The organism is Sulfitobacter sp. M13, from assembly GCF_053474885.1.
Map to the genome: position 1 here is coordinate 27,207 of NZ_CM130281.1, position 25,294 is coordinate 52,500.

The window sequence follows — 25,294 nt, forward strand, 5'->3', positions numbered from 1 at the left end:
CCCCGATCGAGTAGCCGGCAGCGGCAAACAGATGGGCAACCCCGGTCACCCGTTCAGGTTTCTCGCGTGGGTTTGTAAGGTCAGGCTTCATAACTTAGCTACCTCAACGTTTGTTTTGCAGGGGGTAAAGATATCCAGATCTGGATTGCGCTCTGCTGTGTGGATATCGAGCAATCCCAGCAACGAGTGGAACAGGTTGTCATGCGACAGCGCCTTGTCCCTCTGGTCGGCCACACAGCTTTCATCAATGCTAAAGCGGGATTGGAATGCGTCAGACATCCACAGGATCATCGGCACATGGGTCTGTGTTTCGGGTGCCATGAAATAGGGTGCGCCGTGCAAATAGAGCCCACTTTCGCCAAGCGATTCACCGTGGTCGGACACATAAAACAGCGACGTGGCCAGTCCGTCATTTGCGGCCAGCATGTTAACGGTTTGGGCCAGAATATGATCCGTATAGGCGATTGTGTTATCGTAAGCGTTGGTAATCTCCTGCGGCGTGCACTTCTTGAATTCTGCGGTGCGGCAGGCGGGTGTGAAGCGTTCAAATTCTGCCGGGTAACGCTGATAGTAGGTCGGCCCGTGACTGCCGATCTGGTGCAGCACCAATACCGTGTCCTTGTTGACCGATGCTATGTATTCCTTGAGGGGTTCGAGAAATATGCCATCGATACATTCCCCCGTTGCACAGAATTCCGGGTTCTTGAGATTGGTCAATCTGCGTGTGTCAAACCGCGCGGCAATCGCTTTGTCGCCCGTATTATTGTCCCACCATTCGACATTCAGCCCCGCATGTCCCAACACATCCAGCACGTTCTCGGTCGAGGTACCCTTTTCAAAAGAGTAGCTGTCTTGGCTGAACTTGGAGAACATGCAAGGCAGCGACACAGCTGTGGCCGTGCCACATGAATGCGTGTTGCTGAAATTGATGACGGGCAGCTTGGACAGTTCCGGGTTTGTGTCGACATCATATCCGTTCAGGCTGAAATTCTGGGCCCGCGCGGTTTCCCCCGCGACGACAATCGTCAGCATAGGCTTTTGCGGCGCGTCATAGGCAGCGCCGGCTTTTGCGTCCATACCTGTGCTGGTCAGGACCAGGTTGGCAGAACGCGATATCATCTTGGCGTAACGGATCGCGCCCACCAACGGCGCGCCGGGCTGGTAGCTGCTCATGAAATCCTTCCGTTCGCGTAGGATCGACGCATAGGATTTCAAATCCACCATCAGCAACCCTGTCGCCAAAGCAAGACTGACAACAAATGTCACTATCGGCGTCACCGCAGCCCAGACCCGTCGCTGAGGTCGAATGCGTACCCACATCACAATGAGCGAGGGGAAAACACCGAAGGCAAGAATATGGGCCACATAGCCAAGCGTTATCAAATGCCTGGATTCAGCTACGGTGGTCACCATGACATTCTGGATCATGTCGCGATCAACGATGATGCCCAACGTATCCACATAATACGATGTCATGGCGGCCAATATGAGCATTAAAATTAGAAATGGTTTCACCGTCCACCGAAATGCAAACAGGCTGAAGGCCGCCAACGTCAGGCAGAACACGGCTGCCATATAGCCCATGAGTGAAAGTAGGTGGCCCGAGAAGACGTCGCTGGCGATGTACCAGAACGTACTATTGTCGACACCAAACATGAAAGCGATGGAAAAGACGGTCAGTAGGGCTGGTGAGATGCTTATTTGCGCACGCAGAAGGGATGTTCGGTATAAAAGGGTCTGGACAAAGGGCATGGCAGAGCTTTCGCAAGATTAATTGCGTTCTCATGACCAGCCTAAGCTTACGAGAAGCTTACGAATGGCGTTTTACTGTATCCGCTGGTGTCACAAGCACAGCCCTATTCGCGCGTGATAGGCTGGATGACATGGGCATTTGAAAAGTGAAAACGGTCTCATCATCGTCCGAAGTTACTGTTAGCGTCCCGCCGTGTCCCTTCGCGACTGAAACGGTTTCTTGTGCGTTCGAATGGCATGAATATCGTCGGAAGCAGTTCTTCGGGAATGCGGTCCCCGCTGTTAGCAACAGTCAGAATGAAGTCATTATCTACAAGCCGCGCTGCGGCTTTGATAGGTTTTCCTTAAGCGCCGTGGGTGACTGCGTTTCCCAGCAGGTTCAAATACAACTGTGACATGCACGCGACGTCGCAAGACACAGGGCTTGGCAAATCGACAGTCATCTCAATCGGCTGATCTGGCGTCACGGTCCGAAGCTCGGCGCAGATCTGATGTAAAGCTGGGCCCAAATCTTCGAATAGACGTCGCTCGAAAACGATACCGCCACCACTGCGTTTGCGGACCTGATCCAGAAGGTTCTCGATCAAGAGCCCCATACGATTAACCGAAGCGCGCATCAAACCTATGAGCTCAACCGTCTCGGCATCAATATTTCGTCGCTCTATCAACCTACAGCCAGACGACAGTGCATTTATCGGATTGCGCAAATCATGCGCCAAGATGGCAATGAACTGCTCTAGGGCGTGAGCCAGACCGCGCTCGTGCGACGAGGCATCTTTGCTCGCCAAAAGTTCCTCATCAGAATCCCGGATTTCTCCTATCATCTTGGTAAACAGTCGGAAGATAGCCAAAACCCTTTCATCCTAAACGCGGAAAGGGTTGGGGTCGATGGCGCAAAGTGTGCCGAAGAATGACCCGTTCGCGCGTCGGATCGGCACGGAGATATAGCTACGAAAACCATAACGGGCGGGGCAGTGATGCGCGGCGTAGGTCGGATCGTTGTTCACGTCATCGATCACAATCTCCTGATCGAATTGCCTGACCTCGTGACACAGTGTGGTTTCCACCTCGAGCTCATCGCCTGCCGTTAGACCGAACGATATATTGTCGAGAGCGCTGCATGTGATCCAGCGCGCTTCGATTACGCGCGCTACAGCTGCAAAGCCCATACCGATCGCGGGCACGATCGTTTCAAGTAGTGTTGGAATGACCGCGCTGCGACCGATCGCGTCAATATCTTGCAGGAAATCGTGAGCGTTGGATGGGGCATTCATGGCTTAGCATCTCACTATGTCAGAACTCATAGGCGCTCTTGAGAAAGCTAATTGCAATATTCGCCAGTGTCAGCGGTCAAAAATTTGGTTTGGGAAGGGGGCTTATTGCGTCATGTCCACTTACGGGACGCTCCAATATTAACTTGTCCGAGCGCCGATAGGCTCTTCGCACACCAAGAAGCTGCGGCAAAGTCGGCCCATTATTTGATGCCGTCCAGTGATCGAAGGTCAGCCTTAGCAAAGCGGGGTTTGGACCACCGTGAAGGTAACCGGTTGAACTAAAAGCAAAAACATAACTTCTAAATCAGATGTTATTGAGAGGCCGGGTCAACGACGGACAGATGATCAGCGTTCCATATTGCCGGACAAACTTCGGCCTCGGCATGACCGTTACGCACTCTCCGGCACGCACCCACTGGAATATCAGTCGCAATCAGAATGCGATCTGTCATCATCGCGGCCGTCTGCGGTGCAAGAGTGACGTGAATACCATCAAGCGCGACACCGACATCGCACGGCAGAAAGACGCTGGCACCACCCACGCCTGTATCCGTCAGGGGCTGTCCAAATGGCACACCAACTGCGCCAAGAACGCAAACAACAGTCTGAAGCTCGATCGCCCGTGCACGAGCGCAACTAAAGACCCTGTTATAGCCCGTGATCATATCCGTTTTGGCGGGAATAATGATCAGATCAAGATCGAGCTGCCCAAGCCGTGACCAGAGGTGGGTGAACTCACTATCCAGACAAATGATCATTGCGATGCGCAGACCATTCCACTCAATCACGTTAATCGTTTCACCATGAACGGTAACGCCGCCTGCTCCCTGCGCTTCAAGTGGCGTTAGGCTTAGCTTATCCTGCGCGTGGCGCGCGCCTTCGGGCGTCAGTAACCATGCACGGTTTAGATATGTTGGCGTGCCTTCCTGAAGCCCTGCAGCAAAAGGTATCGTTCCAGCGAGGATCGAAATACCGTGTCGCGCCGACATATCAGCAATGGCATCCAATGCGATTTCGCCACATTCATACAACCACCCCATCGTGCTTTCGGTTGGTAGATCCACAGGTGCAAAGCTTAACCATTGCGCACATGCAAATTCTGGAAGAACAAGCATGTGGCCGCCGCGTGCAGCGGTCTGTGCGACGCGCGCCTCAAGCTCAGCAAGCCATGCCGCAAGGTCAGGGACAATGGGTTCAAGATTTGACGCCCAGAGGTCGATCGAAACGTGTTCCATGTGCATCCCTGCTGAATTATGTTTAGTCCAGTGTGAAGTAGCGCAGAAGCCACCCTCTACAACACGTTTCCCGTTAAAAAGCTAAATGCTTAAATATCGGTACGGCTGATGTGCAGAGAGCTGTCCTATTTCTCCATATAGCGATAATTCTTTGAGTGTAGCTCAGGCTATTGAATAGCCTTTAGGTCCCGAGACAGGATGGATCTATGGATCGCGCCGGGTCTGTCGGAGACCATCAACTTAAGTAAGGATGATGGTTATGACAAAAAGCAAAATGGCAAATCGCTACTCGCCTGAGGTCCGCGCCCGCGCGGTCCGTATGGTGTTTGAGCATCAAGGCTCCTATGAGACGCAGCGGGCGCGATCGCGGCCATTGCACCCAAGATTGGCTGTATTTCCCAGACCTTGAGTGGATGGGTCAAGCAGGCCGAGAAAGACAGTGGCATGCGCGACGGTGTCACGACCGAGGAACGTGATCGCATCAAGACTCTGGAACGAGAGAACCGTGAACTGCGCCAGGCGAATGAGATATTGCGCAAGGCGTCAGCTTATTTTGCGCAGGCGGAACTCGACCGCCCACTGAAGCGATGATCGCCTTCATTGAGGATCAGCGCGTTGTCTACTGCGTCGAGTCGATTTGCAGGGTCCTGCCGATCGCGCCGTCCATTGCCCGGCAGGCGATTGCGTAGCAATCTGCCGAGAGGGGACATATTACCGCCGCGTGGCATGTCTCGCTGATCCGTCCAAAGCTTCGGCGCGTCATCAGCGTGACCGAGCGCTTTGCCCGGAGATCCAACGGGTCTGGGATGAGAATTACCAGGTCTACGGCGTCCGTAAGGCATGGCATCAACTGAAGCGCGAGGGCTTTGAGCTGGCGCGCTGCACGGTGGAGCGACTGATGAAACAGATCGGCATCCGTGGTGCGGTGCGTGGAAAGGTTGTCAAAACAACGATCCCGGACACATCTGCTCCCTGTCCGCGTGACAAGGTGAACCGGATCTTCAGGGCACCTGCGCCGAACCTGCTCTGGGTCAGCGATTTTACCTACGTGTCAACTTGGCAGGGTTTTGTCTATGTGGCTTTTGTTATCGACACATTCGCTGATCGCATTGTCGGATGGCGGGTCTCCCGGTCTGCCAAAACTGACTTTGTTCTCGATGCTCTTGAACAGGCCCTGCACGATCGACGGCCCGTCCAGAAAAGCGGATTGGTCCATCACTCGGATCGCGGCGGGCAATATTTATCCATTCGCTATACCGAGCGTTTGGCCGAAGCAGGCATTGAACCATCGGTCGGCAGCGTCGGGGATTCCTACGATAACGCCCTCGCTGAAACTATAAATGGTCTCTACAAAACCGAACTGGTCCACCGCCAGGGACCATGGCGCAACATGCAGGACCTGGAAATGGCCACTCTCGGCTGGGTCAATTGGTTCAACAATCGTCGCCTGCTTGGCCCCATCGGAAATATCCCGCCAGCCGAGGCCGAAGAGAACTTCTATGCACAGCGTGACGTGCTCGATATGGTCGCGTGAAATGAAGCTATAGGTCTCCGACAAACCCGGGGCGATTCATCTACATTGGTCGGCGTGTGTGGAACCGCCAGCGCTATTCAAAACACCCCGAGACCGGCAAACGGATCCCGCGGATGAACCCACCAGAAGACTGGATCACGTTCGAGGCCCCGGAACTACGGATTGTCGAGCAATCCGTCTGGGAGGTCATAAAAGCGCGTCAGACAGCCCAGCAACGGATTCGCACCAAACGCGCAGCGAACGACCCTAACGGCCTCTCCGTGGCTCAGGGGATGCGTCGGCGCAAATATTTGCTGTCAGGCTTGTTATCCTGTGGTCAGTGTGGCGGCAATCTGACTATCGCGGGCAGCGGCAAAGCACGACGCTATTACTGCGCCAATGCTAAGGAGAAAGGTGCGGCCATCTGCGCTGGTATGCCCGGCTTGAAAGAACAGGACGCAGCAATCTCAATTCTTTCAGGCCTCAAAACTGGGCTGATGCAAGACGAAGCCTACGCAGAGTTTAGAGCGAAGTTTCTGGCGCGTATGAAAGCCGCTGAAAAAGAAAATGAGGGTATGCTGCGGCTGCACAATCAGAGCATCCGCAAGCTGGAAACAAGGCATGCTAACCTGATGAAAGCGGTAGAGGATGGAGACTTTTCTGCCCCTATTGTTGCTCAGCTCAATAACGTGGACGCAGAGCTAACGGAGGCCCGCGGCAAACGCTCCACACTAATGCCAGGGCCGATTAGTTTGCCTACTGACCTACCAGCGCTTTACCATTCATATGTCGAAGACATTGTGGCGCCCCTTCAAGACGAAGAGGTGTCTGGTCGCGCCAGCGAAGAGCTGCACAGCTTTGTTGATACAGTGGTGGTCACCTGGGACGCAGAGGCGAAGGTTCACCACCTTGAGCTGCGTGGCAAGCTATTGGAGATGCTAAACGCAACAAGGCCCGCAGGTGATGCGGGCCTTGTTGAATGCGAAAGTTCGCTAAAGTTGGTTGCGGGAGCCGGATTTGGCCTTTGGCGAACAAATCTCGATCTCTGCGAATGAAACTTAGGCCGGAACTTGATCACCCGCCTCTTTGGCTTTTTCCGCGGCTCGTTCAGCTTCTTCCTTCTGCTTTTTCAGATCGTCCTCAACTTGCTCGGCGATACCTGAAGGCATAAGCGCGTGTTTGGAGATACGGCGGCGGTTGCCGGCAGAGGCCATCATACAAACCTCATAGTAGAACTGATCGACTGCTTCTGGTTCATTTTCCGTCAGGAAGGCGATCCATTCCTCGATAGTGTCAGCAATGGCTTTGCGCGCAGCTTGCTGGGCTGCTTCATCTTTTCTGGACAAGTTCGCGGCAACGTTGGCGACCTTGAACATCGCTGCTTGCATCGCTGCGCTCATCGGCACTTCAGCGCGTTTCTTACGGGTGGTTTTGGAAGGCTTTCCTTGCATGCGGTTGTTCATTTAATATTCCTCTGTCTTAGTAAGTTCAGGCCCGGGCGGAATGTCTGGGCTACGTAAAAAAAAGATGGGAGAGCAAATCGGCGTGCGGTGACTTTTACTGCAACAAAAAATCGGTCAATTTTCTAAGTCATTGTCTTTGCTTGAACTTCTTTTTTCGATTCTTTCGTGTGGAAGATTTCCCGCGATAACTGCTTTCTTGAGGCGTTGCGTAAGCTCCGAGAGAGCAGCCACATTTTCAGTGAAGCCGTCGCCGAGAGCGGCCCCAATCTTCGCCAGCATTGATGTGGCCTCCTCTAATGTTCGGTTGGCAGCGCGGAACTCATCCGAAACCCGTTCAAAGGCGTCCGTGCGCGCTTTCTTGAACATTGCGCCCCATCCGCGGCGGAACGCTTTCGCAACGCGCGCTGTGCCCGTGGGCGATTGCCTCGCTTTGTTTTGTGCTCTCAGGAAAACTGGGTCATTCTCGCGACCCTTCACCGGTGCGATTGCCGCTGCTCCAACAGCCGAGGGATCAACAACGCCGTCCGCGATGGCTTCGGTGATGTCGATGATGGCGTCCGCCTCCGCCGACTTTTCTTCGACCGCTTCTGTTCGAGCATCAAGATCATGCTCACGCCTGGCTAGTTCACTGTCCTTCTTGCGCCGCCAATCCCTGGTTTTTGTATGCATCCGTTTTGGCGGCGGCGTTTCACCTTGGGCGACGGCTTGGCGGAACGCCTCCTTGCGCTTTTCACCGCGGTCGAGACCAATCTGAGAAAACCACGCGCCGACGCTATCCTGAGCGTGCTCGTAGTCTTCGATCACATCGAACTTTGACGGTTGTAGCATCAGCCGGGTCGCGATGACTTTCTTATCGCCCGTTGCCTTGTCAGTGCGCTTAATCTCGACACATACACGCGGCATAACCACGGCGTGGACGTGATAAGCTTCTTCATCAAGGTCTGCGCGGGCGTGAATGACGTCATCGCCAAACTGTTCTTTCAACCAAGCAACTGACAAGCGCTCAAAATCCGCAATCCTTTGGTTGTTTTCGACACCTTCATCGAAGACCGCTGCAGGGTCAGCATCGAACCACTCTTTGTTGGCCGTCAAAATCACCTCTCGCATTGGACCGTGACGTGTCGGACGCCAAGGGTTGTGCGGCCCTTCCGCCAGCCGTTTCTGGATATCTTTTTTACGCTTGCGCTGTTCCAACGCCTCAAGTTCGGCCGCAAAGTTCTGTGCCTTTATTTCGGCAATCTCAGCTAAAGCTTCAGACGCCCAGTTTTCGGATCCAATCAGACGGCGATTTGGGGCTGGCGGGTTCTCTAGAATGTGACCGGTGTCGCCCCCGACCCGCTTACGGTGCTTTTCGTATCCAGCGAGGTTCTCAGGCCCGATACCCTCGAACCGCAGAACCACTGGGTAGCGGGTGTGAAATTGTAAACCGTCCATTTTTCATCTCCTCAATGGTGGAGATGAGAAAATGGTGATGGGATTTTTGAGGTGATAATTTGAGGGCGGCAAAGATTTCTGGTGAAAGATTTTGTCGCAAATGCAATCGAGCCAGCTCCATCACACTTCGGTCAGTTGGGCGGTTTGCCGACATTCGCTGCACCTGCAAACTAAACGGGTGCGTCCTAAGAAAGCAGACGCTCAGGGTCACGACACTTTTTTGTCTGGGTGCATCTGCAGCGAAGGTCGGCAGTGAACCCAATGTAACCGATGCTGCGCGATCCATGGATATCCGCTGTTGCGAGACAGCCAAAAATAGATCGTTTCTCAGCCGTGCCAATACCGCGCGTTTTTGAACGGACGCTGAAGGCAGCTGAACGTCAGTTCAGCAACCTTTTCGTAAAACCTTGATCTGAAGCTTACCAAGCGCAGATTGAAAGCTCATCGTTTTCCCAACACGCCGGGTCCTCAGTGGAACGATTAAGGTCGTGCAACTGGCCGTGCATATGGCTCGCGTAAGCTTCTTCGGTCCACATACCCTGAGCGTAATTACCTTCGATTGGACCCACAGTAGCTGCATATTTTGCGTTTCCGGTTACTACCGTGAAGGAGCCTCCAACATCAGCCTGAAAATAGCAGGATCCACTATGATAAATAGTGCCATGGTCCGCGATACGGCATTGGATTTCCCGAGGCGCAGTTCCATCAGGATCCATATAGGGCATGAAGGGTTCATCGGCTTGAGACGGACCAGGCATTACTACGATCAGCGTGGCTAAGAATGTCATAAAGGTTTTATACGGCATTGTAACTCCAACATTATTTCAAGATTACTTGGCAGCGTATTATGGAAAAATTATGGCAATATATCCGCTTGAGAAAGTCGGCGATTACTTTGCGAATATTTGACAAGCAACTTCGAGTTTAAGTTAGCCTGAAAGATCTGCCAAAAAACGACCGCTTGTTGAACGGTTCGCTGACCCCGACATTGGCCCACTTGCAGCGAAGGTCTGAAAGGTCCGCAGTGCCGCCGCTCGCCCTCCGGTTTGACGCTGATTTCGTTTGCAAGTGCAGCGAAGGTCGGCAGTGAGCCCAAATTAACCGATGCTGCATTATGCATGAATGGCAGCTAACGGAGGTGAACCAAAAATCCTCAACAACTGTTTAGATTGTGCGCGGGATTTTTTGCAGCTGGAAATAGGCCGGTTTTCCGCAGTGCCAAAAACGAGCGTTTTTGAAAGGGCTGCCGAGTGTCGGTTAAGCTATACCTTCCGGATTTTCGCCGAATATGCGCAGAGAAAGGGAAGGAGGGCGCACCCAGAAGGAGGCGCCCTCATTATTATGCGTCAGAGCGACACATTTAGCTTACTGGGCGTAAGTCGATGGATCCACTTTGGAAAGCACTTCGTTCCAATACAGCTGCTGGAGCGCGTCCGAGCTGTCGATTTCTGCGACAAGGCCATTCCACTTTTCCAATAACGCGGGAAAGGCAGCAGCAATTTCTTCCGCACGCTCAACGTTGTAGGTATCTTTGAACAATATTGCGACAGTCTTGAGATCCTGCTTTACGAATTCCTGCATCGCAGTCACCAGCTCCGGCTCCGGCTGATGGATATTGACGCCGCTGTCACGTGAATCTTGGATCGCGACGGCATCGTTGGTATAGTAATTCCACGTGATGTCAGCTGTCATATGGCTGCCGCCCCACAGTAGCGTTTCGCGCGCTTTGTCGTCCATGTCTTTCCAGCGGTCAAGGTTGACGTTGGCGGCGCCCACACCGGCAAAGGCACCACCTGGAACACCCAGCGTAATGTCGGTGAGGACCTCATCCAAGCTGTAATTGGTGATTTCGGGATTGTTCAGCATAGCGCAATCAATGATACCTTGATCGAGCGCCTCATACACCTCATTCACCGGCAAGCTTACGGCCTGCGCTCCGAAATGCTCAGCGAAACGGACGAAACCCGCTCCACCGGCGCGTAGCCGCTTGCCTTTGAGGTCTTCTGTGGAAGTGACTTCTACACCCTTGCACAGCAGACTGTACAACGGGGTCACACCACCGCCGGTAAACACTTGATTTTGCGCCTTGAATTCTCCAAGACATTCCGGGCAATCGTTCAGCGTGTATTCCAGCATCGCACCAGCAAACGCTAAGGGCTCCTTACCGGTCGGATTCTCCACAAGGTTGATCAACTGGTTCATCTCGTGCAGGAACAGATTCGTAGGATACTCAGCTGCGAAATATGGGATCAGCAATACGCCGACATCAGCCAGTCCATCGCGGACACCCGCGCTTGTCTCTGACAAGCTCAGCAAGGTCATTGGAAATCCGGTAGAAGTAACTTCACCACCTGAGCGTTCTTTGATCGCTTTAGCGTAATCATCCACAGCCATCCCGATATTCGAGTTTTGCGGATAACCATAAGCAAAATTTAGCTGATCCTTGGCGGTGGCCTGTCCGGCGATCGCGGTCATAACCACTGTTGCGGCCAATGTCAGATTGTAACCAGTAGTTTTCATTTGCTCCTCCAAGCATTAACGCCGCCGGTCCGGCACGATCTCAGCATGGCGGCGGGCGTGTTGTGTTGATTGTCCCGCGGACCGCTCTCCCAAGCGCCAGGTGAGTTATCCACCGATTTCGACCGGCAGAACAACATTCCCCATAATACAGGAACTTCTATATGCTGCCTGCGCAAGTCAACACAATTCCACCGCCGCTGTACTTGGCAGAGGGCACCAGACCAATAGCGCCATGCCGGTGAGAACTTTGTGTCACCGTCTTTCGATAAACCAATCGGCATACAGAGTTCAGATCATTCTACCCTCGCCGCAGGAGATCACCGAACTGCAGATCATCGTTCAAAAACTATCGTTTTTGGAACAACCAAATCAGTGCTGGCAGACACCCTACTTTTCGATTGCAGCCATTTACCCTAACACCATCAAGGTCGGCTTTGTCTGCACACCGACGTTTCAGTCGCCAAAAATGCTGCACCATCCACCAACGGCCGCTTCGACGAGCCGCGCCGCAGCTTTGCAACTGAAAGTGAATGGCAGGTCTGGGCCGTTCGTGTCGATCGACATGGATGGGCGGGAAGCAGACATTCGCTGCGTGAGCAAAACTGGATTTAACTCAAGGAAAAGCGGCTGAGAGAGAGAAAAAGCCTGTGAGAACACCATGGAAATCGCCTACTGTACGAAATTCAACCCCTTGGTCGTTTAGGATGAGCTACCAGTCGGAAAAGGTCAAAACATCTTCAAGTAATTCTAATTCAACATCATCTCCCAACTGCTCGTTCCAAAACTTGGTTCTGTTTTTGTTGTTTCCTGAACCAAGCCAATCAATGACTTTGACGATTTTATCTCCACGCATTTGAGAAATAAGCCTATTGAGGTGCAGGTCGTTTCCAGAATATCCAAAGATTACTATCTCAGAGCTTTCTTGAAATGATCGCTCCAAAAACTCCCAGTAAATACTAAGAATTTCAGACGCTTCAATGATTTTAGGCTTATGCGTAAAATGCGTCAATACGATATGGCGTCCGGCATTTGTTCGTTCCAAGGGTTTGTTATCAAAGGCCGCATCCGAAAGTTTGTAGGGTGATGACGCTCCTCTGTCCGCGAAGAGCGGCCCACCATGAAGATGTAGATACCAGCCACCAAAATTCTTTTGCCGAAACATGTTTCGACGATTGAATTTGGAATCCACAAATCCATCAAATAGAATTGCCTGATCGCTGCCCATCACACCGGAGGCCTTCAATGCGCTTGAAAGTAGCCCATCATAATTCAGCGTTGCAACATGAGATTGAGTAGCCCTAATCTGCGCAATGAGCGGGTCTATAAAATAGTCTGGCAGGCAGCAACGCTGCTCCACTTGATCACCGAAAGTATGTTTGGACAGATACATACGCCTCGCGACCAAGAACGCAAACTTACGCACTGCTTCGGGAAACTGCCTCCCTTGCTCAGATAGCCAATGACCTGCACCTGTGTCACGCACGGTAAGCAGCACTTCGCAGGCGCTGACAGTGTCTTGGAGTGTCGCTAGCTCTTCCTCCGAAGTTGGCTGATCGCATCCAACTGGAAGACAAGCTGATATCAAACGCTTTTGGTCGACATTGAGCATATCCTCTGCCCACACATTCGACATCGCGGCTGTCAAGTTGTAGGCTTCAGGGGCAATGGCCATACCTAAACCATTTCCGAATATATATGTTTTCCTCATTTTTACGAACTAGCTGTTTGAAGCATATTCGACGATCGTTTTAGAAAGCCCGTCAATCGCTTGGGGAATAGTTTTATTGACGGCTGCAAACATCTTTCCTTCAACAGCATTAAACATTTTATATTTGTAGTTAGGCGCTGTTTTGAGGAATGCCTTTTGCATCAGATAAACTCCAACGCCCGCATTTTCTCGTTCCAGTTCAGGCCTTTGAGCAGCCCAAATGTTATAAACATCGAAGCTCTTAGACGTTTCCATAGAAAATAGGGGAGAAACTGAAATAACCAATTTCCCTCCGCACAACTTGACCTTCCCTTTCTTATCGAAAACCTCAACGTTATTCTTTGTTCCAAATTTCTCTAAGAACATCTCATAGGCAGCTTTGTTATGGCTCAGTTCAGAGGGACTGCTAGACCGGTTAAGAATATGTTGAATTTCATCGTTTGATGCTCCGCTAATTTTTGCGCGCACAGCAGCCGTTAAACTTCCATAATAATCGTACCCATTCGAAGCTTGCATCCTACGGGCAATCTCGCCGACCAGTTTGGAGTGGGACATTGAGTAATATCGAATGAAAGTGGTTAGGCTGAGAGTTAGCAATGTGCTGGATTCTGACATGATTTTCGCCCTGAGGTTGCGCAGAATGAGAATGTCATACTTATGGCGATTTGCAACCGCGACCATTGAGATCAATGAGTAGATCCTCGGAGACAAGACAGTCACGTCCCAATTATTGCGTTTCTCGCTACGACATTGATCAATATCTTCTGTGTGGTAGCTGCGGCGCAGCGCCGTAATCGGTGGTCAAGGCCGGCTATGGGCCGCAAGCGACTTCCCTCCGTTCAGAACGCCGGTCATTTACTCACTAAGTAGCTCGCACTCCGGCCCTTCGGTTCTACGTGCGAGCTACGCATTCGCCAGGGGGAAGCCCCCTGGACCCTGGCCGCCTGCGGCGACCTTAGGAGACGTCCAACTCTCCCAAACCCTCAAGGGGCTTTCAGCCCGAGAAAGGGAGGTTTCGCCCACCCCTTTCATCCCCACTCGCAGGGTCGTCGTTCGCCACTCCCCCTGCACCCCCTGGCAGCCTTTCCGTCTGGGACCAAAGAGGGGACTTCCCTCTCTGGACGCTCCAAGGCAAGGACCACTCGCCGTTTGTCCCTGCACCCTCTCAGACGTCTCAGACGGTTTTGAAATGCGTGCAATCGCAAGGCAGCAGACGGCCCCAATCTGCCGTTTACGCAAGCTCTCGAACCTGCGGCGCAGTTTTTCAAAGCGGACATTGGGCGAAGAGCGCAGCATTTTACATGCTGCAGGTTCGCTTTGCGGACTTTGCTAGTTTCGTCCCGCCGCTCTGAACGTCACCTGCGCAGCTAGACGAAGGCAAAAGCAACACCAATCTTCACAGCTGATCGCACCACGTGCACAGCCGACGATCGGTCGCAGTCATGCTTGACGCCACATTGATCAAAGTCTGCAATAATTTCGGTCGTTGCATTCCGGCCGTATTGAGGACTTCAGTACCGACGGCACCCGGCGCCTCGCTATATTCTATGCCGCCGCTATGCGCTTAACATATTGTAGTTGGTCAATTTAAGAGCACTGCCATTCTCATGCTTTCGGGGTGTACAGCGAACCTTCAGGCGCATAGAGTTGCCCCCGCAATATCAATGCTAGATGAGGCGCGTCGCGCGCAAGTCGGAGACCGCCAGTCATGCACACCACCGCAATCGATCTGCTTCTGGTTTCGGGGAGCCGCCCGCAACTGCTCGAACGGACACTCGATAGCTTCTGGAAAAACCTACTCTCGAACTTCGAGGTCTCAACGGTCTACGCCAACATCGATCCGTTCGAAGGCACAGCCGAGGACACCCAGTCCTGCGCCGACCTGATCCGAGAGAGATTTCCTGCCTGCCACATCCGCGCGCCTGATACTTGCAGCTTCACCGGCGCGGTGAAGTGGCTTTGGTCGAACACCTCTGCAGCAGCGGCACTCCACCTTGAGGATGACTGGGTGATCGACCGCGAAGTGCGGCCGGAGGATGTGTTTCCGCATTTCGACAATATGACACGTCAGATTGCGTTTCTAACAAAGGAAAAGAACTGGAAGGGACGCTCGCCGTTCCACTATGAATGGTCGCGTCGCCGCATCGCAGGCCTCAATATCGGGCGAAAGTACAACTACGATCGGCCGATCTTCACGACAAGCCCTAGCTTTTTGGAGCGCAGCTTCGCGCATGAATGCGCGTCGAAGATGAGGTTGGACCTTGATCCGGAGAAACAGCTGTACGGGGATCGCAACCCAGAACTGGGTCAATACACCAAGAAGTTCCGGAGCCGGCTGCTTGGCGTCGGAGGCGACTTTTGGATCTCTGACATCGGCCGCGAACATCGTCAGGCCAGTAACCTGAAAAAGACCCTCATCGATGGCCAGAGCCACTGGATTCGGGACGTCCATGAGAGCGAGACCTGATTAAATGCGCAGCGCGTTACAGTGCTCTACTTAGAAGGCTGAAAACTTGACCTTGAACGGATTGATCACTGGCTGCGGCCGATCGGGTACCAGCTATCTTGCCGATGTCCTGAATGTTTCAGGTGCGTCTTGCGGCCACGAAGCGGCCTATGACGTTTTTGGACAGCATCATAGTTCCCACCGGTTCGAAAGCTCTTGGTACGCTGCGCCATTTCTAGATCAGCTGCCCCCACGCACACCGATCGTTCACCTCGTACGAGATCCTGTGAGGGTTATCCAATCGTTCCATCGCCTTGGCTTGCTGTCGAAGCGACCCTTCCGGCATGTCACCTACGGTCGCACCGGTTTTCATCCGAAGGCCTGGATGCTCTACCGCCGTCAGGTTCGTGATCGATGGCACTTTGTATTAGAACATCGCCGTTTTCTAGAGCGGCATCTCGATGTCTGGAGTGAGCATGATGAGGTGCAGCGGCTAGTGACCTACTGGTTTCGCTGGAATCAAATGGTCGAGGATAATGCCGCACATCTTAATCTTCCCTACCTACGTGTGCGCCTAGAAGATCTCGACCAGCGGCTGAATGACGTTGCAGAGTTCCTTGGCGTCGACCCCATCCTCGATCGACGGAGTCCGACGAACACAAAAGTGGGATACAAGCCTCGCCCGGTTCCGGAGGTGGAACTTTCTGAGCAAGCTTTATTACTAGCCAATCGCTTCGGCTATTCCGGAAAGTAATCCATGGCTAAAACCGCGTTCCAGGTTGCCTCGCGGTTTTTCAGGACCATGATTTCGAAACCGAACCTATTGTGCGCGGTGCCCGAAATCCGTCCTCTCTATCGAACAGCTCAAGCATATCCTGAGAGTTTTCGCTGAAGGTCCGCTTCTTTAATTAGGCGGGGTACGGTCATCTTTTCGGCGAATGGCCGTTTACCGCCCGACTTCTGCATAACAGAACTTCCAATAAAATTTGACGAGAGGGCCTACCCTCTCGCCGCTCTCCCGGATTTTGCCTCCTTTTTTGCCGCGCGGTCTTTGTGACGCGCAGCAAAACTGGAGGCTTTTTAGGTTTCCAAAGCTGGTGTCGATTTTCAATCGCATCACAGGAGACCCCAGATGCATCAACCCCCCCAACCATTCGTGCCGGCCTTTGATTGGCAGAACCTTGTCGAACGCGGCGACGTCGTCTTGTTCCGGTATCCTCTCGCGGACGAATACGACGCATCAACGGGCACGCGGCCCAAACGTCGCCCCTGCTTGGTTCTCGACCTCTTTACCAAAGGCGGGACCTACTTCATCGAACTCGCCTATGGGACCTCCGCCCCGACCAACGCCAACCGCGGTTACGAGGTGAGAGTCGGGGAGTTAGCGTCCTGCCACGCAGCTGGCCTGAAGCGGCCGTCGCGCTTTGTCTGCGCCCGTCGGATCATCGTCAGCGTTAATCATTCTGGTTTCGATGACGACGACGATAGCGGAACGCTCATCGGTCGTCTGGATCCGCCACTGATCGAGCGGATGAATGCCGTGCAGGCACGATTACAGGCCGACGCTGACATACGGGGGTAATCCCCCCATTTTTAATGAGGTCCAGCGGTAGAATTCAGGCGGCTGTTTTCAGTTTCATTGCGGGTGTTATGCCGCCGATGCCCATGTTGGGTCGTTCGTTGTTGTAAGTCCAGAGCCATTCCGTGGCCTGATCCTGTGCCTCCTCGATGGTTTCAAAGATGTACTGGCTGAGCCATTCGCCGCGAACCGTGCGGTTGTAGCGTTCGATATAGGCGTTCTGTTGGGGCTTTCCGGGTTGGATGTATTCCAGCCTAACGCCTTGTTTTTCTGCCCATTCCATGAGCTTTCCACTGACATATTCGGGTCCATTATCAATACGAATAGCCTTGGGTTTTCCACGCCATTCGATGATCTGGTTCAGACTCCGCACCACGCGCTCGGCTGGCAATGAGAAGTCGACTTCGATGCAAAGGCCCTCGCGATTGAAGTCATCCAGGACGTTCAGTGTCCGGATCGACCGGCCGTCAGAGAGCTGATCGGCCATAAAATCCATCGACCACGTCTCATTTGGCTTGTCAGGCACAGCCAGCGGTTCTGGCTTGTCGCGCTTCAGCCGTTTCTTGGGTTTGATCCGTAGATTCAGCTCCAGTTCGCAGTAAATCCGGTACACGCGTTTATGGTTCCAACAATAGCCCTGCACGTTGCGCAGATACAGAAAGCACAGGCCAAAGCCCCAGGTGCGCTTGTTTGCCGTCAGACGTTCCAACCAATCGGCGATCTCCTCGTTCTCGGTGCTCAGCGTTGGACTGTAGCGATAGCAGGTCTCACTGATCTGGAACGTGCGGCACGCCAGCGCGACACTGACCCCATGCACCGCCACCATCTTCATGGCCATCTCTCGTCGATGAGACGGCCTCAAGACTTTTTTCCGAGGGCTTCCTTGAGCAACTCATTCTGCATGCTCATCTCCGCATACATCTTCTTGAGGCGGCGATTCTGCTCGGCCATGTCCTTCATCTCTGCGATGAGCGACGCGTCCATACCGCCAAATTTAGCCCGCCATTTGTAAAAGCTGGCACTGCTCATCCCGTGCTCCCGGCAAAGCTCAGAGACCGGCACACCGCCCTCCGCCTGCTTCAACACAGCCATGATCTGCGCATCGCTAAATCGTCCGTTCTTCATCGTAAATCTCCTCAGATATCTTGCCGAGAAAATTCTACTTTTGAACACCACTAATTTTAGGGGGGATTACCCGGGCAGCTGCGCAAGAAGAACGCCGGGAACAACAGGCACGGTAGTCGCGCGTAGATCGCGGTTTCCTTTTGGGAACCGCGCCTTCGAGCGACCCCGCACCCCAAACATCAAAGGATAAAGACTATGGAACTACCATTCACACAAGGAACAGAAGTCACTCCAATGGCGGCCGCCTGCTACCCGCTTGCGCGCGCCGCTGCGACCGGCATTGAACAGGATGTCCTCGACCTCGTTTCGCCAAAACAGAAACGTATGGCGCAAGAACTCGCGGTGCTCCTTCAAAGTGGGGCGATCTTCGACAAAGGCGTTCTCGCAAAGCTGCACGATCTGGTGGGCGTGCTTGATGCCGAGATCATCGAAGGAACCTATGTCGAAACGCATTACGATCACTCCTTGGAGAACGTATCCGATACGCAGGATTGGGGGGAGGAGCGGATGACGCCGGAAGCCGATCGGCTAACCAACGCACTGGGAGTGCTAGTCGAGCTCTACGTAACGCTTTCGGCTGTGCACGATCTGCTTCGTGCCGAGATGGCCCTTCAGGGGCTACGCGCAGCAGCCTGACCGAACATGCGGGTGTAGACACCCCGCATCAGGCACGCTGGCGACCCTTCTGCTGCTACAGATGTCAGCGCGCCGCCCATAAAGAGACGCCCGCACAGATCATCTCTGTGCGGGCGTAGACGATCAACCGTTAAGGGCCACCGTGTCTCGTCGTGTTGTTGGTTTTGTGTGTCCACAACCGAAGGAGAAGCGAATGACCCTCACAAATCTGATCGACCTGATAGCTGAAGTTGCCGCCAAGCGGGCCACCGAAGAGGGCAGAACGAAGGAAGAAACACCAAGCGCAGGGTTAACCATATGCAGGCACTTTTGGGCAAAGTTATGGCGAACAAGGTCATATCGCATTTCATTCGGTGCGTTGCCACAAAACCGCCATTGATGCGGGGCAACTATCAAAGCAATCATCTTAATATCGTGAACAACAGTTCGCAGGAGACCAAATGACTTCGACTGCCCGCCGTGCCGTGATCTACGCCCGTTTTTCGACTGAGATGCAGAATGCCAACTCGACCCGAGATCAGATCGCGAGTTGCCGCGCCTTTGCGGAGACAAAAGGGCTGGGAGGTTCTGGAGACATTTGAAGATGCCGGGATCTCCGGCGCAAACCGCGGCAGACCTGGCTACCAAAAAATGATGCAAGCCGTCAAAAGCGGTCTGGTCGATATTGTTCTCGCCGAGGGAACAAGCCGACTAAACCGCAGTCAGGAACTTTCTGCGAATCTCTTCGCTGTTTGCGATTTCAACGGCGTTGAGATTCACACGGTGGCCGATGGCCGTATCGAGGAGATTCACATCGGCATGAAGGGCACAATGGATGCCCTACAGATCAAGCGGACGTCACAGGAGGTCCATCGGGGCCAAACTGGCAGAATCAAAGATGGCCTCTCTGCAGGCGGGCTTAGTTTTGGCTACCGGATTCCCATCGACCCATCGACCGGATTGCGTAAGACCGGCGAGACCGAGATCGACGAGGCCCAAGCGATCATCGTCAAAAGGATCTTTCGCGAGTTCGCAGATGGTAACAGCCCGAGGGCCATTGCCCACCAGCTCAACAAAGAACACATCCCTGCCCCGCGTGGGGGAGCCTGGAAGGTCAACACAATATACGGCAACGCAGCCCGCGGCACAGGGATATTGAATAACCAACTCTATGCCGGCACGCGCGTGTGGAACCGGTTGAACTACCGCAAGAACCCGGAAACCGACAAGCGGGTATCACGGAAGCGGGATGAGGGAGAACTTGTTGTGCACGATGTGCCCGAGTTGCGGATCATCGAACCGGCACTTTGGGAAGCGGTAAAAGCGTGCCAACGCACGCAAAGAAGGACCTTGTCAAAAGCGGCACCCGTCGCCTTGCGACGCAAGAAATATTTGCTCTCTGGGCTCGTCCAATGCGGCCAGTGCGGAGGTAATATGACTGTCGCAGGAGCAGGCGCGCGCCGGGCATATTATTGCGCCAACGCCAAAGAGAAGGGTGCCGCGATCTGCAAGGGCATCCCAGGGATCCGTATAGACCGGTTGCAGCCTTTGGTTCTGGCAGGGCTCAGAGATGCGCTGATGATGCCAGAGGCTGTTGCGCGCTTCTCCGAGGAGTATCGACGCCATATCGCGGAGAAAAATCGAACCAAACACGAAGCGACCGCAGTCCTGCGTCACGCAATTGCGCAGCAGCAAAAATCCATCGACGGCTGCCTGCGCGCAGTCCGCGATGACCGAGCAACGGATAGCATATACGAGATGCTGGTAGAGGCTGAAGCAACCAAGAAGAAGCTTGAGGCGGATCTGGCTACTCAGGCTCAGGATCCTATTGAGATCACACCGGACTTAGCAGCACTCCACCGCGCTGCGATTGACGACATCTCCGACATCCTTAACGACCCGGATGTTGTGCATCGTAAGCGTTGCCTGGACAGCACCTTCCCAGTTTTCGCCTGAGCTGCGACTCCGTTTCTGACGGATATTGGGCGGGAGTTTCGCGATGGCGACTACGGTAGAGTTTCTCAGGGACTACGGGGTGGAGATACGGGCCAATGGCCAGAAGCGGTGGCCCAATGAGGTCAAAGCACGGATCGTGGCTGAGAGTTTGCAGCCGGGCGTGAGCGTGAATGCAGTTGCGGCGCGGTATGGGCTTCGGGCGAACCATTTATCGGAATGGCGGAGTCAAGCACGCGATGGCCGGTTGGTTTTACCTGCGGGCGATGACGACGCCTTTAGTTTTGCGCCACTCGTAGTCTCGGATGGTGGCGGCGGTGCGCATATGTCGGCCGTTGCGGGGCGGTCCGCGAAGCCTGACGAGTCATCCCATACCTCCATCGAGATTGGGATTGGTCGTGTGACAGTCCGGCTCGATGGCACGACCAGTTCGTCCCGGGTTGCCGAGATCGTGCGGGCAATCGAGGGTCAGCCATGATGTTCCCATCAAACCGTGTGCGGGTTCTGGTCTCGACGCAGCCTGTGGACTTCAGGAAAGGTCATGATGGTCTGGCGTCGATCGTGTCGTCGGTGCTGCTGCGCAAGGATCCGTTCACCGGCACGGTTTTTGTGTTCCGCTCGCGCCGGGCGGATCGGCTGAAGCTTTTGTATTGGGACGGCACCGGATTGGTGATGGCTTATAAGCGGCTGGAAGAAGCGACCTTCACCTGGCCGGCGATCAAGGACGGGATGATGGCGCTGAACCACGCCCAGTTCGAGGCCCTGTTTGCCGGTCTGGACTGGCGCAAGGTCAAGGCTCTGGAGATGCGCCCACCTGCTGCGGCAGAGTGAATCAACCGCTGTCTTTTGTGTGTTTTTAATGGGGTTTTATCGTATCCTGATGGCATGATCACGACACCCGCCATTGACCTATCCACCATCCCTGCTGCGCAGCGTGCGGCGGTTTTGGCGTTGATGGAAAAGGTAGCGGCGCTTACGGAAATCACCCAACGGCAAGAGCACCTGATTGCGGAGCTGAACCATGCCCTACATGGCAAACGGTCGGAAAAGCTGACCGAGGATGAGCGGCAGCTGGCGTTCGAGGATCTGTCCATCGCCCTGGCTGAGGTCGAGGTGCAGAAGGACCAACTGGCCGCTCAGACAGGTGACAAGACGACAACCAAATCTGCGCCAAAGCGCACCATCGGCAATCTACCGGCCGCACTGCCGCGCATCCAAGAAGTCATCGAACCTGACAGCCTGAGCTGCCCTTGCGGCTGCGGCGTTATGCACAAGATCGGGGAAGACCGCAGTGAGCGGCTGGACATCGTGCCGGCGCAGTTGCGCGTCATTGTCACCGTCCGCCCGAAATACGCCTGCCGGACCTGCACCGACGGCGTGACCCAGGCTCCCGCACCATCGCATCTGATCATAGGTGCCCTGCCGACCGAGGCCACCATCGCCCATGTGCTGGTCAGCAAGTATGCGGATCATCTGCCATTATACCGCCAAAGCCAGATCCTGGCGCGTGCGGGTCTTGATCTGCACCGCGCTGTGCTGGCGGACTGGGTCGGCAAGGCGGCCTTCCACCTCAAGCCCGTCGTCGACCGGCTGGCCGAACACCTGAAACGATCCGACAAACTGTTCATGGACGAAACCACGGCCCCGGTGCTGGATCCGGGGCGCGGTAAAACCAAAACTGGCTATCTCTGGGCACTGGCCCGCGATGACCGACCATGGGGCGGTGAAGATCCGCCCGGTGTGGTTTACTTCTATGCCCCCGGTCGGGCGGGCGCGAATGCCGAAACCTTCCTGACAGGCTTCGACGGCATCCTGCAGATCGACGGCTATCAGGGCTATAATCGGCTGACCAAACCCACGCGCAAGGGCGGTGCCCCCATTCGGGTGGCCCATTGCTGGGCGCATGCGCGCCGCAAGCTGAAGGAAGTCTTTGACCGAGATGGCTCAGAGATCGCCGCCGAAGGCCTGCGCCGCATCGCCGAAATCTATACCGTCGAAGCTGACATTCGTGGCATCTCCTCCGGCCAGCGATTGTCTGCCCGTCAGGCCCGCAGTGCCCCGCTGGTCGCAGCATTCGGTGAATGGCTGGAGGCTGAGCGCCGCAAGATCTCCACCAAATCCCGGCTGGGTGAAAAGCTGACTTACATCCACAATCACTGGGACGGACTGCAGACCTTCTTGGCCGATGGGCGCGTCGAGATCGACAACAACCGCGTCGAAAACCTGATCCGCCCCATCACCCTCAATCGGAAAAACGCCCTCTTCGCTGGGCATGACGAGGGTGGTATCGCCTGGGGCCGCATCGCCTCACTGATCGAGACCTGCAAGATCAACGGCATCGAGCCCTTCGCCTATCTCAAGGCAACCCTCACAGCGATCGCCAATGGTCACCCACAAAGCGGCATCGACGATCTGCTCCCGTGGAACTTCAAGACGTCAAGCTGACCCGACAGTGCCCTCCTGAGAACGCTTACTGTGCATCGCGCGTCAGAAGTCCTTGGAGAGCTTATTGACAGCATTACGATGCGGAGCGGGGCCACACGGCGCAGCTGGAGGGTAAGTTGTTGGGACTGTTGATCTTTGCGGACAGCAAAAAAGCCGCATCCTATTCGGACGCGGCTTGTTCGCTAAAGTTGGTTGCGGGAGTAGGATTTGAACCTACGACCTTCAGGTTATGAGCCTGACGAGCTACCGGGCTGCTCCATCCCGCGCCGGGTGCCAATGAGTATGTATTGGCTTATTAATTGTCATCGCAGAGAGATACGTTATTTAGAGGTTTTGCTAGGTTTGGCGGTGACCTACTCTCCCACGTCTTAAGACGCAGTACCATTGGCGCAGTAGCACTTAACTGCCGAGTTCGGGATGGGATCGGGTGTTTTGCTTACGCTATGACCACCAAACCGAGTAAAACCTCTAAATGTCCAAGTCAGTACAACTGATTGTATGTGTATGCTTTTGTCTCAGTAGATTAGTCTTTCTTCTACTGGATCAAATCAAGCCTATCGAGCAATTAGTACCAGTCAACTGAACGTATTACTACGCTTACATCTCTGGCCTATCGACGAGGTGGTCTACCTCGGCTCTCAGGGATACCTTGTTTTGAGGGGGGCTTCCCGCTTAGATGCCTTCAGCGGTTATCCTGTCCGATCATAGCTACCCAGCACTGCTATTGGCATAACAACTGGTCCACCAGTGGATCGTTCACCCCGGTCCTCTCGTACTAGGGGCAACTCCTCTCAAGTATCCTACACCCACGGAAGATAGGGACCGAACTGTCTCACGACGTTCTAAACCCAGCTCACGTACCTCTTTAAACGGCGAACAGCCGTACCCTTGGGACCTGCTCCAGCCCCAGGATGAGATGAGCCGACATCGAGGTGCCAAACACTGCCGTCGATATGGACTCTTGGGCAGTATCAGCCTGTTATCCCCGGCGTACCTTTTATCCGTTGAGCGATGGCCCTCCCACTTGGGACCACCGGATCACTATGGCCGTCTTTCGACTCTGCTCGACTTGTCAGTCTCGCAGTCAGGCTGGCTTCTGCCATTGCACTCAACGAGCGATTTCCGACCGCTCTGAGCCAACCTTCGCGCGCCTCCGTTACGATTTAGGAGGCGACCGCCCCAGTCAAACTACCCACCACACAGGGTCCCGGATCCGGATAACGGACCGCGGTTAGACATCAAGCAGAACAAGGGTGGTATCTCAAGGGAGGCTCCACGCAAACTGGCGTTCACGCTTCAAAGCCCACCACCTATCCTGCACATGTTCGGCCTAATGCCAGTGTGAAGTTGTAGTAAAGGTGCACGGGGTCTTTCCGTCTAACCGCGGGTAACCGGCATCTTGACCGGTAATTCAATTTCGCTGAGTCTATGTTGGAGACAGCGGGGAAGTCGTTACGCCATTCGTGCAGGTCGGAACTTACCCGACAAGGAATTTCGCTACCTTAGGACCGTTATAGTTACGGCCGCCGTTTACCTGGGCTTCAATTCAGAGCTCTCACCCCTCCTTTTAACCTTCAGGCACCGGGCAGGCGTCAGACCCTATACGTCGTCTTACGACTTCGCAGAGCCCCCTGTTTTTAATAAACAGTCGCCACCCCCTGGTTTGTGCCCCCAGCCCGTACTTGCGTACAGACCGGGCCTCCTTCTCGCGAACTTACGGAGGTATTTTGCCGAGTTCCTTCAACATAGTTCTCTCAAGCGCCTTGGTATTCTCTACCTATCCACCTGTGTCGGTTTAGGGTACGATCTAACGATGGAGCTATTTCCAGGAACCTCTAAGCAGCCCATTCAATCCGATAAGGATGAACTACCTTCGAGATCCGTCACTTCCATCTGGCCCAGGAATATTAACCTGGTTCCCATCGACTACGCCTTTCGGCCTCGCCTTAGGGGTCGGCTTACCCTGCTCAGATTAGCTTTAAGCAGGAACCCTTGGATTTTCGGCGAGAGTGTCTCTCACACTCTTTGTCGCTACTCATGTCATCATTCTCACTAGTGATCTCTCCACGGGATCCCTCACAGGCCCGCTTCACAGAAAGCTCCTTGTGTCCAATTCCACCCGAAGGAGGATAAGGACACATGGAACTATGTCACACTACGCTCTGCTACCATGCACTAAATGCATCCTAAGCTTCGGCTCATGGCTTGAGCCCCGTTACATCTTCGCCGCAA

General features: G+C 54.2%; 22 protein-coding genes, 1 tRNA gene, 2 rRNA genes, 1 pseudogene and 1 other annotated feature (1 of these 27 running past the window's edge). Of the genes and pseudogenes, 12 read left to right on the forward strand and 14 right to left on the reverse strand.

Annotated features, from left to right (window positions below; all coding sequences use genetic code 11):
- Positions 1-87 precede the first annotated feature (87 nt).
- The 4 genes from ACVBAU_RS00110 to ACVBAU_RS00125 all read right to left on the reverse strand — a co-directional run bounded on the left by ACVBAU_RS00110 (position 88) and on the right by ACVBAU_RS00125 (position 4,261).
- Positions 88-1,752: a phosphoethanolamine transferase gene (locus tag ACVBAU_RS00110; RefSeq protein ID WP_448327182.1), complete on the reverse strand. Its 1,665-nt coding sequence runs from the start codon at positions 1,750-1,752 to the stop codon at positions 88-90.
- 344 nt (positions 1,753-2,096) lie between these two features.
- Complete coding sequence (locus ACVBAU_RS00115; protein WP_448327183.1) at positions 2,097-2,540, reverse strand: sensor histidine kinase; 444 nt, start codon at positions 2,538-2,540, stop codon at positions 2,097-2,099.
- A 75-nt stretch (positions 2,541-2,615) separates the two neighbouring features.
- Positions 2,616-3,026 (reverse strand): GAF domain-containing protein, encoded by a 411-nt coding sequence (locus ACVBAU_RS00120; RefSeq protein WP_448327185.1) that lies wholly within the window; start codon positions 3,024-3,026, stop codon positions 2,616-2,618.
- 311 nt (positions 3,027-3,337) lie between these two features.
- On the reverse strand, positions 3,338-4,261 hold the full coding sequence (locus ACVBAU_RS00125; protein ID WP_448327187.1) for a nitrilase-related carbon-nitrogen hydrolase: 924 nt from the start codon (positions 4,259-4,261) through the stop codon (positions 3,338-3,340).
- A 259-nt stretch (positions 4,262-4,520) separates the two neighbouring features.
- Between ACVBAU_RS00125 and ACVBAU_RS00130 the strand changes: the two are divergent.
- Both ACVBAU_RS00130 and ACVBAU_RS00135 read left to right on the forward strand, forming a co-directional pair.
- Positions 4,521-5,795, forward strand: a pseudogene (locus ACVBAU_RS00130) (IS3 family transposase).
- Positions 4,807-4,923 (forward strand) — a sequence feature (AL1L pseudoknot). (Overlaps the previous pseudogene by 117 nt.)
- Before the next feature lie 56 nt (positions 5,796-5,851).
- Positions 5,852-6,829: a zinc ribbon domain-containing protein gene (locus ACVBAU_RS00135; RefSeq protein WP_448327189.1), complete on the forward strand. Its 978-nt coding sequence runs from the start codon at positions 5,852-5,854 to the stop codon at positions 6,827-6,829.
- Between the two features lie 3 nt (positions 6,830-6,832).
- On the opposite strand, the gene ACVBAU_RS00140 is transcribed toward ACVBAU_RS00135, so the two are convergent.
- The 4 genes from ACVBAU_RS00140 to ACVBAU_RS00155 all read right to left on the reverse strand — a co-directional run bounded on the left by ACVBAU_RS00140 (position 6,833) and on the right by ACVBAU_RS00155 (position 11,191).
- Positions 6,833-7,237, reverse strand: coding sequence for a hypothetical protein (locus ACVBAU_RS00140; RefSeq protein ID WP_448327191.1), 405 nt, complete (start codon positions 7,235-7,237; stop codon positions 6,833-6,835).
- A gap of 114 nt (positions 7,238-7,351) precedes the next feature.
- Positions 7,352-8,671 (reverse strand): plasmid recombination protein, encoded by a 1,320-nt coding sequence (locus tag ACVBAU_RS00145; protein WP_448327193.1) that lies wholly within the window; start codon positions 8,669-8,671, stop codon positions 7,352-7,354.
- 419 nt (positions 8,672-9,090) lie between these two features.
- On the reverse strand, positions 9,091-9,477 hold the full coding sequence (locus ACVBAU_RS00150) for a hypothetical protein (RefSeq protein WP_448327195.1): 387 nt from the start codon (positions 9,475-9,477) through the stop codon (positions 9,091-9,093).
- Positions 9,478-10,036: 559 nt separating this feature from the next.
- A complete protein-coding gene (locus tag ACVBAU_RS00155; protein ID WP_448327196.1) occupies positions 10,037-11,191 on the reverse strand; it encodes a C4-dicarboxylate TRAP transporter substrate-binding protein in 1,155 nt (384 codons plus the stop codon).
- Positions 11,192-11,423: 232 nt separating this feature from the next.
- On the opposite strand from ACVBAU_RS00155, the gene ACVBAU_RS00160 reads away from it, so the two are divergent.
- A complete protein-coding gene (locus ACVBAU_RS00160) occupies positions 11,424-11,822 on the forward strand; it encodes a hypothetical protein (protein ID WP_448327198.1) in 399 nt (132 codons plus the stop codon).
- A 78-nt stretch (positions 11,823-11,900) separates the two neighbouring features.
- Here ACVBAU_RS00160 and ACVBAU_RS00165 read toward each other — a convergent pair whose 3' ends face one another.
- Positions 11,901-12,863, reverse strand: a complete 963-nt coding sequence (locus tag ACVBAU_RS00165; protein ID WP_448327200.1) for an SIR2 family protein — start codon at positions 12,861-12,863, stop codon at positions 11,901-11,903.
- A gap of 45 nt (positions 12,864-12,908) precedes the next feature.
- Complete coding sequence (locus ACVBAU_RS00170; RefSeq protein ID WP_448327202.1) at positions 12,909-13,514, reverse strand: hypothetical protein; 606 nt, start codon at positions 13,512-13,514, stop codon at positions 12,909-12,911.
- A gap of 1,093 nt (positions 13,515-14,607) precedes the next feature.
- Here ACVBAU_RS00170 and ACVBAU_RS00175 point away from each other — a divergent pair.
- From ACVBAU_RS00175 to ACVBAU_RS00185, 3 genes are all read left to right on the forward strand, one after another.
- A complete protein-coding gene (locus ACVBAU_RS00175; protein ID WP_448327204.1) occupies positions 14,608-15,366 on the forward strand; it encodes a hypothetical protein in 759 nt (252 codons plus the stop codon).
- Between the two features lie 46 nt (positions 15,367-15,412).
- Entirely contained in the window at positions 15,413-16,099 is a 687-nt protein-coding gene (locus ACVBAU_RS00180) for a hypothetical protein (protein WP_448327205.1), read from the forward strand.
- A 378-nt stretch (positions 16,100-16,477) separates the two neighbouring features.
- Positions 16,478-16,927 (forward strand): hypothetical protein, encoded by a 450-nt coding sequence (locus tag ACVBAU_RS00185; RefSeq protein ID WP_448327207.1) that lies wholly within the window; start codon positions 16,478-16,480, stop codon positions 16,925-16,927.
- 34 nt (positions 16,928-16,961) lie between these two features.
- On the opposite strand, the gene ACVBAU_RS00190 is transcribed toward ACVBAU_RS00185, so the two are convergent.
- Positions 16,962-18,049 (reverse strand): IS3 family transposase gene (locus ACVBAU_RS00190; RefSeq protein ID WP_448325853.1). Its coding sequence is split into 2 segments (ribosomal slippage): positions 16,962-17,788 and positions 17,788-18,049, totalling 1,089 coding nucleotides; the frame shifts between segments, so codons are not numbered across the junction.
- Positions 18,050-18,244: 195 nt separating this feature from the next.
- On the opposite strand from ACVBAU_RS00190, the gene ACVBAU_RS00195 reads away from it, so the two are divergent.
- From ACVBAU_RS00195 to tnpC, 6 genes are all read left to right on the forward strand, one after another.
- Positions 18,245-18,685 carry a hypothetical protein gene (locus ACVBAU_RS00195; RefSeq protein ID WP_448327209.1) on the forward strand — a complete coding sequence of 147 codons (441 nt, stop codon included), beginning with the start codon at positions 18,245-18,247 and terminating at the stop codon, positions 18,683-18,685.
- 193 nt (positions 18,686-18,878) lie between these two features.
- On the forward strand, positions 18,879-19,064 hold the full coding sequence (locus ACVBAU_RS00200; RefSeq protein WP_448327210.1) for a hypothetical protein: 186 nt from the start codon (positions 18,879-18,881) through the stop codon (positions 19,062-19,064).
- A 119-nt stretch (positions 19,065-19,183) separates the two neighbouring features.
- On the forward strand, positions 19,184-20,620 hold the full coding sequence (locus ACVBAU_RS00205) for a recombinase family protein (RefSeq protein WP_448327212.1): 1,437 nt from the start codon (positions 19,184-19,186) through the stop codon (positions 20,618-20,620).
- Between the two features lie 43 nt (positions 20,621-20,663).
- Positions 20,664-21,095 carry an IS66-like element accessory protein TnpA gene (gene tnpA, locus ACVBAU_RS00210; RefSeq protein WP_067629910.1) on the forward strand — a complete coding sequence of 144 codons (432 nt, stop codon included), beginning with the start codon at positions 20,664-20,666 and terminating at the stop codon, positions 21,093-21,095.
- Positions 21,092-21,448: an IS66 family insertion sequence element accessory protein TnpB gene (tnpB, locus tag ACVBAU_RS00215; RefSeq protein WP_448327214.1), complete on the forward strand. Its 357-nt coding sequence runs from the start codon at positions 21,092-21,094 to the stop codon at positions 21,446-21,448. Before tnpA ends, tnpB begins: the two co-directional genes overlap by 4 nt.
- 54 nt (positions 21,449-21,502) lie before the next feature.
- Complete coding sequence (gene tnpC / locus ACVBAU_RS00220; protein ID WP_237271760.1) at positions 21,503-23,062, forward strand: IS66 family transposase; 1,560 nt, start codon at positions 21,503-21,505, stop codon at positions 23,060-23,062.
- A 189-nt stretch (positions 23,063-23,251) separates the two neighbouring features.
- On the opposite strand, the gene ACVBAU_RS00225 is transcribed toward tnpC, so the two are convergent.
- The 3 genes from ACVBAU_RS00225 to ACVBAU_RS00235 all read right to left on the reverse strand — a co-directional run.
- Positions 23,252-23,328 (reverse strand) — tRNA-Met (locus ACVBAU_RS00225).
- A gap of 74 nt (positions 23,329-23,402) precedes the next feature.
- Positions 23,403-23,517: ribosomal RNA gene (gene rrf, locus ACVBAU_RS00230) — 5S ribosomal RNA — on the reverse strand.
- An 89-nt stretch (positions 23,518-23,606) separates the two neighbouring features.
- A 23S ribosomal RNA gene (locus tag ACVBAU_RS00235) occupies positions 23,607-25,294 on the reverse strand; it runs 1,147 nt beyond the window's last position.